Genomic DNA, 8823 nt, shown 5'->3' on the forward strand with positions numbered 1-8823 from the left:
AAAGCATCTTTTCTTTAACGCCCGGTATCAGCCGTTGTGTGTTTTTAGATGAAATAAGCGTTGAAGGCTATACCGATAAACAGGATATAAAATTGCTTAAGCAGAAAGTATATGCAGCTATGGACGAAGGATTGAGAAGATATGGAAGCCCGAAGCCCCAACCCTGAAGGGAGTTATTTAACTTCCTTAATTTTATGCCCGGCCTGAATAAATATTAATTATCGTCTCCTTCAAACGATGTTGACTTATAAAATTTTATTTCAATGTTCGCCTAAATCGGGTTGGAAGGGCGGAATGCATTACGGAGCACACCCTCTTATATTTCAAAAAGCAGAAGCTTTGCGAAACCGGATGACGCGCGAAGAAGAATTATTATGGAATTATCTTAAAACCAATGAGTGGAAATTGAAGTTCAGAAGGCAGCATCCTTTGTCAATTTATGTTGCAGATTTTTATTGCCATGCTTTAAAGTTAATAATAGAGATAGATGGTTCTATACATAATCAAGAAGATATTAAAAAGAATGATGCAGAAAGGGAAGCTAATTTAACAGGTCTTGGCATCACAGTTATGCGTTTTAAAAATGAAGAGGTAATAAACAAGCCGGAAATTGTTTTAGCCAACATTAAAAAGAAAATTGACAAGATGCAATCATCCAGGAAAAATGTCAGTACAACTCAAACAAATAGCGACGAAAGAAAAATTAGCGACGGCAGAATTGCGGGCGGCTACATCCCTTCAGGGGCCGGGGGCTTCAGGGGCGTTTATGCCGAAATCATCATTCCCCTTGCATTGCCGCAAACCTATACCTGGCTTATCCCCGAACAATTTCAGCAGGCTGCAAAGCCGGGCATTCGTGTGGAAGTGCAATTGAGGAATAAACGGTATTCCGGCATTATTAAAAAGATCACCCATCAAAAACCAAAAGGCTTTGAACCTAAACCCATCCTTAATATTTTAGATGATGACCCTTTGTTGCATGAACAGCAATTGCAATTATGGCAATGGATTGCAGATTATTATATGTGCAGCGAAGGTGAAGTAATGCAGGCGGCTATGCCGGCCAATCTTAAATTATCAAGCGAAACCATCCTGGTTTGGAATGAAGAGCATAATGAAGATTTCAGCAATTTGAATGATAAGGAATACATCGTTGCCGAAGCATTAAGCATAAAAAAAGAATTAAAGCTGAGCGAAGTGCAGCAGTTATTAGATGCATCGTATGTATATCCAGTTATAAAGAAGCTGATTGAGAAAAATGTTTGCCATGCCTGGGAAGAGCTGAAAGAAAAGTATAAAGAGAAAACGGAATTCTATATCATGCTGCACCCGCAATACCGCGATGAGGAAAAGCTGGCAGCATTACTCAATACTTCAACAAGAGCGCCAAAGCAAATGGAATTGCTCTTGTCTTACCTGCATTTGATAAAAGAAGATGGCGAAGTAACGCAGCCTTCTTTATTAAAAAAATCAAATGCCAGCGCTGCCCAGTTAAAAGGCTTGATTGATAAAAATATTTTGCTGGCAGAAAAGCGTTCCATCAACCGCATAAGAAGCCTTCCGAAAGATATTCATATTGATTTTACGCTGTCGCCTGCACAGCAAACTGCTTTGAATGAAATTAATGATTCATTCAGGGAAAAAAATGTTTGCCTTTTGCATGGCGCTACGGCCAGCGGCAAAACACAGATCTATATCAGGCTGATAGAACAATATATCCGGCTGGGCAAACAGGTTTTGTACATGCTGCCTGAGATAGCATTAACGGCGCAAATTATACGAAGGTTGCAAAAACATTTTGGCGGTTACATTGCCGTATATCATTCAAAGTTTAACGCCAATGAAAGGGTTGAAATCTGGAACCGTATTAAAAGCGGCGAACTGAAAATATTGCTGGGCGCACGTTCGGCATTGTTCCTTCCTTTTAAAGATTTAGGGCTGATTATAGCTGATGAAGAACATGATGCCTCTTACAAACAGCAGGATCCTGCACCGCGTTATCAGGCAAGGGATGCTGCCATTTATTATGCTTCTTTGTTTACTGCTGATGGCGGCGCAAAAGTTTTACTGGGCAGTGCAACACCATCTGTTGAAACCTATTTCAACGCACAAACAAAAAAATATGCATTGGTCGAGCTGAAGGAACGTTATGGTAATGCTACACTGCCTTCCATAGAAATAATTGATCTTACAAAAATCTCATCCAAAGAACGTGTGCTTATTGCACCACCATTAAAAGATGCCATAGAAGAAACACTGGCGCAGCATAAACAGGTATTGCTTTTTCAGAACAGGCGCGGTTATACGCCATACATGGTCTGTAATGTTTGCGGCTGGATTCCGCAATGTAAAAACTGCGACGTTACATTAACATACCATAAGGCAAAGAATAAAATGATTTGCCATTATTGCGGCACAGAATATCCTGTTTTATATACCTGCCCGCAATGCTGCAGCCACGATTTTAAGCAACGGAATTTTGGTACGGAAAAACTGGAAGAGCTGGTTGTTGAAACATTTCCCATAGCAAAAGTTGCCCGCATGGATTATGATACCATGAAGGGAAAGAATAACCATGATACGCTGATAAAATTGTTCGAGCAACAAAAGATAAACCTGCTGGTTGGCACACAGATGATTGTAAAGGGCCTGGATTTTGAGCATGTAAACCTTGTTGGCATCCTGGATGCCGACAGCCTTTTATACTTTGCAGATTTTAGGGTAAATGAGCGTGCCTTTCAACTGATGGAGCAGGTGAGCGGGCGGGCGGGCCGTAAAGATGATGCTGGCAAGGTATTGATACAGGTGAGGAATACGCACCATCCTGTTTTGAAATTTGTGAAAGAACACGATTATAAGGCTTTGTATGATTTTGATATTCAGAGCCGGCAATTCTATCATTACCCGCCGTTTACCAGGCTGATACATTTTTCTTTCCGGCATAAGGAAAATCATATTGCGGAAGAAGCGGCGAATATTTTTACGGCAGGCATTAAAAAAGATTTTGAACCATATATAACCGGCCCGGCGCAGCCTGTAATAAACCGTGTGCGCAATAAATATATCTGGGATTTGTTATTGAAGCTGCCGCGTAATGCAGCGCTTATTCATCAATGTAAGCAGCAGGCAAACCAGCAGGTTGCTATTTTAAAATTCAACAAGCGTTATGCCGGTGTGGATATTGTGCCTGATGTTGATCCCGTATAAAAACTGCAGATTGCATTGCAAAAAATTACCGGATTAAGACAACCGTTCCCTTTCTGAAAATTACATTTCCGAGGTAATCAATTCCTTTTGTCATATATACGTAAGTGCCGCTGCCCTGTGGCGTTCCGTTTAGGGTGCCATCCCAGCCTTTGGATGCCTGCTTTGTGGTAAAAATAAGCTGGCCATAACGGTTATACACATTGAAAAATTTAAACTCTTTAATTCCAAACGGTAAGGCCTTTAGCAGATCGTTTAGGTTATCGCTGTTGGGCGTAAACCCGGAAGGCACCAAAATATCCGGTGCAATTTTCATGATCCTTACTGTAATTTCATCCGATCCGGTACAGCCTTCTGCTGTTGTAACTTTTACTGTATATGAAATTGAATCCGGGTCTGTTGCAGTATATATTGCAACAGGATTATAAATTAAAGAATTGCTTAATTCAGTTGTTGGGCTCCATACATAGGAATCGCTGGCCGTATCTCCGCCTGTAACATTAAACTGCAGCGGCTGGCTTATAACTACCGTTGTATCGTTCCCGGCATTGATGATAAGTTTGGGCACAACATTAACGGTTACACTGTCACTAACATATTTAGGGCAATACGGCGTTCCGTGAACCGTTAAATAATATGTAGTTGTATCCATTGGCCCTGCTATAGGCGTTAAAGTATTGCTGTTAATTAATGAACTGGTTGGCGACCATGAGAAATACTCCGCATCGGTGGAGCCATACAATTGCGCTGTTGTTCCATAACAAATTGAGGTATCTGCGCTCACGGTCACCGTTGGGTAAGCCGAAACATACACAGTAACAGAGGCGCTGTCCTGGCAATGGCCAAGGCTGGCTGTTACATAATAAGTTGTTGTGGTGTCGGGTGAAGCCAATGGGTTTTTTATATAGTAATTGCTGAGGCTGTTGTTAGATGGCGATTCAAGCCAGGCATAACTGAGCGCCTCGCTTTGGGGATACAATGTTATGGTGTCTGTTTTGCATATTGCGGTATCGCCGCTGAAGCTTACCGTAATTAAAGGCAGGGTATTTACCTGAACGGTAGCGCTGTCAATACAGCCGTTTTCTTCCACCACCACTGTATATACGGTGGTATCCGGCGGATATACTATTGCCGTAGCTGTATGAATCGTTGAATCAATCATGTAATAATCCGGCGACCAGGTTATACTGTCCGCCGAAGTTTGAACCAGTAAGGGCAGGGTGTCGTTTACGCAGATGAGCGTATCTGTAAAAGGAAGATATAAGGAAGGCTTGTCGTAGGCTGTTACTGTTTCCGTTGCCGTGCCGGAACAGCCTTTTGAGCTTGTAACGGATAGTGAAACGGTGTAAGACCCGGTAGCGGAAAATGTGTAAGAAGGGTTCTGTTCAGAAGACGTATCTGCAGTGGTGGCGGCATCGCCAAAATCCCAGCTCCAACTGTTTATTGTACCATATACGGCGGAAGACTTGTCTGTAAACTGAAAGGGGGAGAGGTAGCAATTTCCGGTAGCTGAAAAAGCAGCTGTAAAACCAGGATATACTTTAACGGTTGAGCTTGCTGTATCGCTGCAGCCATTGGTATTTGTGGTAATGAGCGTTAAGGAATAAGTGCCCGTATCTGCGTATGTATGCGAAGGGCTTGCCGATGAAGATGTTTGCCCGTCGCCAAAGCTCCATAAATAACCGGCTACATCAGAAGAAGAATCTTCATTTTCGAAATCGAAGGTATAGTCATCGCAGTTAATATAGGAGCTAAGCAGCGTAGCGGCGGAATAAGCATCTACAATCAGCGTTATTGTATTTGATAAAACGCGGCATGAGGATGAGTTGATATTGGTTCCTTCTGCAGTAGCAAGCCTGTATAAATAGGTACCTTCTTCTGTAATGTCATCTACCGTGTAGGTTGAAGAAGTGGCGCCGCTGATATCAGACCATGTTGTGCCCCCATCTGTGCTTACCTGCCATTGGTACTGTGTATTGCTTGTGGCTGCAGAATAGGAGGAAACAAGCTCCACAGAATTGGCTGCGCCCAGGCAGATTTCTTTTGACACAGTGCCATCGCTTACCGAAGAAGTTATTGTGCCGCCGCAGGGCTTGAATGTTATATCATCAAGGGCGAGGTCATTTCCCGGCGCAGCCCCTGCCTTATTGTTGGTTATTTTCAGCACTACCGAATTGGTGGTTGCTGTAAAATAAAAACCATATTGTTCCCAGTCAACAGCCGTTGTGCTCCCGGTAATGTTGCCGGTATTATAGGTACCTAACACGTCGCCGCTGCTGGCGTCATAAATATTAAAAGTAAGGTTGGGATAAACCGTATTGCCATTACTAAATAAGTTGAGTATCCAGGCAGCAAATTCGTAAGTGGTGCCGGCGCATAGCCCGGTAACCGTGTCTTTGAAGAAATAATCGGTTACGCTAAGGCTTGCATTTACAACCATCATATAACCGGTGGTGGCGCCGGTTGTCTGATAATCGTGATCATAAGTGCTCCACCAGCTGCTTAGCAAACCCGAAGTGGAGTTGGCGATGGTATAGTAACCGTCGTTTGGAAAGCCGGAAGATGAATACGAGTAAGACGTAAATGAAGAGCCTAATGCAGCGCCCCTTCCGCTGCCCGACCCAAAATCAATATTTACTACAGCACTGCCAAGGCTGCCTGTGCACAGCTGGGCCTTTAAGGTACAGGATAGAAGCGCACCAAAGAATAAAGCACAAAAAAACTTTTTCAATTTTGCCTGTTATAAAATCTGTTATCAATTTAGTTTAGTATGAGCAACAGGCATAAGAATCTCTGTTTTAAAAAAAAGAAATTCCAGGACACTACCCGGCTAAGATAAGGTGCGATTGTTATACTTTATCTTTATTAGTTAAAAATTAGTGTTTTGATAAAATTGATTGAAAGGGTAGCAGGCTTCTGGCTTGCCCGGGCGCTTAGTACCGGTCTGACGCTTTAATGCGTCTGACCGCGTAGTTACCCCGGCGCTGGTATTGTTCCTGGTGTTGGTTCCGGTATGATGTGAAAGCTATAAATATTGCTTTTATCGAATATTTAGCTCAAGTTTTCTGTTTAAACCCTGTTCTACACACTTTCAATTAGATCTTTTACATTTCAGTCAACATAAAATTGATGATATTTAGGAATGTTTGCAAATGAGTAAAATCTGGAGAAGGAATCAAATAAGAAGGTAGTTAAAAAGTATCAAATTTGTTCCTGCGCATTACCGTCATCAATAGTATCTGCACGAAGAATGTAAAACAAACCGGCTGCTGCAGCCATTAATATCAAAAATCCAATCAGGTATTTTAAACGGTTGTTGCAGGCAGCATTGCTTTCTTTAAAGTTATTATTACTTATTTCAGGCAGGGTGGCGCCGCTTACATTATCTTTCAGGCTTTGCAGGCCTGCTTCATAATTATTTATAAAACCGATATGCTGTCATAAAAGCACGCTGCCATAATTATTGCAAAGGCTGTGGCGCCACACCTGTAAAGCTTAGCTTTACAGGTTTTATCATGCCCCTGTCATCAAAAAACATTTCATCAATGCAGGTTACGCGATGATTCGCGGCTGTTTCGCCCAAGGGCCTGCGGTGATATACAATATACCATTTATCAGTAGCCGTATTGTGTATTACGGAATGATGGCCCGCGCCTGTTGCAACCGTGCTGTCCTGCTGCAATATTTTACCCGCCCTTTTAAAAGGCCCGAAGGGTGAATCAGCTACTGCATAAGAAACGGAATAATCCGGGCCGGTCCAGCCGCCTTCGCTCCACATAAAATAATATTTATTATTTCTTATAAACATGCAGGGGCCTTCCACATATTTATCCGGTGTAATCTCTTTAAACAGCGTTCCATCCTGCATGGGAATAATTCCTGTGAAATCATCTTTTAAACGGGCGATATTGCAATGACGCCATCCTCCGTATATAATATAATAAGCGCCATCTTTATCCTGGAAAACATATTGATCAATAGGCTGTGCGCCGTTATGAAATTTATCAATAAGCGGCTTGCCCAGGTAATCTTTATAAGGGCCTTCAGGCTTATCAGCAACAGCTACGCCAATGCCGCCATATTCTTCATCGCTTTGAATATCGTTAACGCCAAAAAAGAAATAATATTTGTTGTTCTTTTCAACGATGGCCGGCGCCCACATAGCACGCTTTGCCCATTTTATGGCAGCCGTATCGAGTATATGTGCATGCTTTTTCCAATGCACCAAATCAGGCGATGAAAAGGCATCGAAGAAAACCTGTTTATCATATATGTCTGAATAAGTTGGATATATCCAGTATTGATTGTTGAAGATAACTGCTTCCGGGTCTGCATACCAGCCTTTGAGAACAGGGTTGCCGGATGTTTGGGCATTGCTATATTTTATTGCAAGCAACAGTAAAAGAATACAACTTATTTTTTTCATTCGTACAAGTTTGTTTGCTCAATGGCCTCATGCCTGTCCCGAACTGGCTTCGGGAGAACCCCGCTATATGCCTGCCTCACCGGCAGGCAGGCATTCCCTTTGTGTGAGAGAAAATTATCATGCCGGTTTCACGCGTGAAAGATAAAGTGGTTATATGAAATTATGATAATGATGGAAAGTTAAAAAACAGACTGGCTCAGTCTCCCAGACTGAGCCAGTCTGAAATAATATCATTCCAGCAGGCGCATCCTGTATGCATTCATGGCTGTTATGCCAAGCTTCTTTATTAAGCGATAATTTACAATTACCCCTACGGGAGCGCCAATTACCGGCAGGAGTTGTGCCATTTTTGCAAGATCGAGATAATCGCGGTATTCCTGCTGAAAGGTGCGCCAGTCGTATTGATTGATATCATCGGGTAATTGCCTGGCGTGCTCATCCCAGTCAACAATTTTCAGATAAACATTTTTTCTTTCTTCATCACTTGAAAAAGCAAGTTGCATGATATATAAAATATACATGCGCTCTTTATAATCTTTTACATCAAATCCATACATAGCCGCAATATCAAACAGCAGTTTTATTTTAATAGCCAGCAATAAAGGAAAATCTGCAAGGCCTAATAAAATACCACCGGCGCCTGTAACGCCGCCTTCTGCTGCCGCCGTTGTTTTATACCATTTAATGCGTTCTTCTATAAGGCGTTCCTTAATTTCAAGGCTGTCTTTTGTATTAGGCTTTGAAGTGGTGATGCCTGCGCCGAACAATACGGTTCTTACCATTTGTTTGATGGCGGTTGTAATGGCTTTATGTACTTTCTCCGGTATATAGCTGTTGATTTTGGTTTGCATTTTTTTGGAAAGGCGGTTGATCAATCCCGGTTTGCGCAACATCTTTTTTTGCCAGGCCTTTAATTCCATTGTTACTTGCTGTAGGTAATTGTTCATAAAATCTCTTTATACCAAAAAAATGCCGTTTTGCCCTGTATGTTCAGATATGCAAATTAAGATGAGATATACGTGTATGCAAATGCTATAAATAAATCTTTAATCTTTCTATTATGAATCATTATTGTCCGGATAACTTGGGCTAAAGCCCATTGTGCAAGGGTTTCAGATATATAACCCCGGGCTTAAGCCTGGGGTTAGTAAAAAGCAGGCCCATAAAGGGCTTTAGCCCAAGAGAAAATATTT

Annotated in this window: 4 protein-coding genes; 1 reads left to right on the forward strand and 3 read right to left on the reverse strand. The window is 42.0% G+C overall.

All coding sequences use genetic code 11. The features are described 5' to 3' along the window. Nucleotides 1-294: 294 nt before the first annotated feature. Nucleotides 295-3207 carry a primosomal protein N' gene (gene priA / locus QM629_RS12800; protein WP_415160272.1) on the forward strand — a complete coding sequence of 971 codons (2913 nt, stop codon included), beginning with the start codon at nucleotides 295-297 and terminating at the stop codon, nucleotides 3205-3207. A 25-nt stretch (nucleotides 3208-3232) separates the two neighbouring features. Here the strand turns inward: priA and QM629_RS12805 are convergent, their stop codons facing one another. The 3 genes from QM629_RS12805 to QM629_RS12815 form a co-directional block, all read right to left on the reverse strand. Beyond that, the gene (locus QM629_RS12805) at nucleotides 3233-5935 is read right to left on the reverse strand and encodes a PKD domain-containing protein (protein ID WP_415160273.1); all 2703 of its coding nucleotides are present in this window, start codon (nucleotides 5933-5935) and stop codon (nucleotides 3233-3235) included. A 729-nt stretch (nucleotides 5936-6664) separates the two neighbouring features. After that, nucleotides 6665-7630: a glycoside hydrolase family 43 protein gene (locus tag QM629_RS12810; RefSeq protein WP_415160274.1), complete on the reverse strand. Its 966-nt coding sequence runs from the start codon at nucleotides 7628-7630 to the stop codon at nucleotides 6665-6667. Nucleotides 7631-7860: 230 nt separating this feature from the next. Beyond that, entirely contained in the window at nucleotides 7861-8577 is a 717-nt protein-coding gene (locus tag QM629_RS12815) for an EcsC family protein (RefSeq protein WP_415160275.1), read from the reverse strand. Nucleotides 8578-8823: the final 246 nt, after the last annotated feature.

The organism is Parafilimonas sp., assembly GCF_047606085.1.
Lineage (GTDB): Bacteria > Bacteroidota > Bacteroidia > Chitinophagales > Chitinophagaceae > Parafilimonas.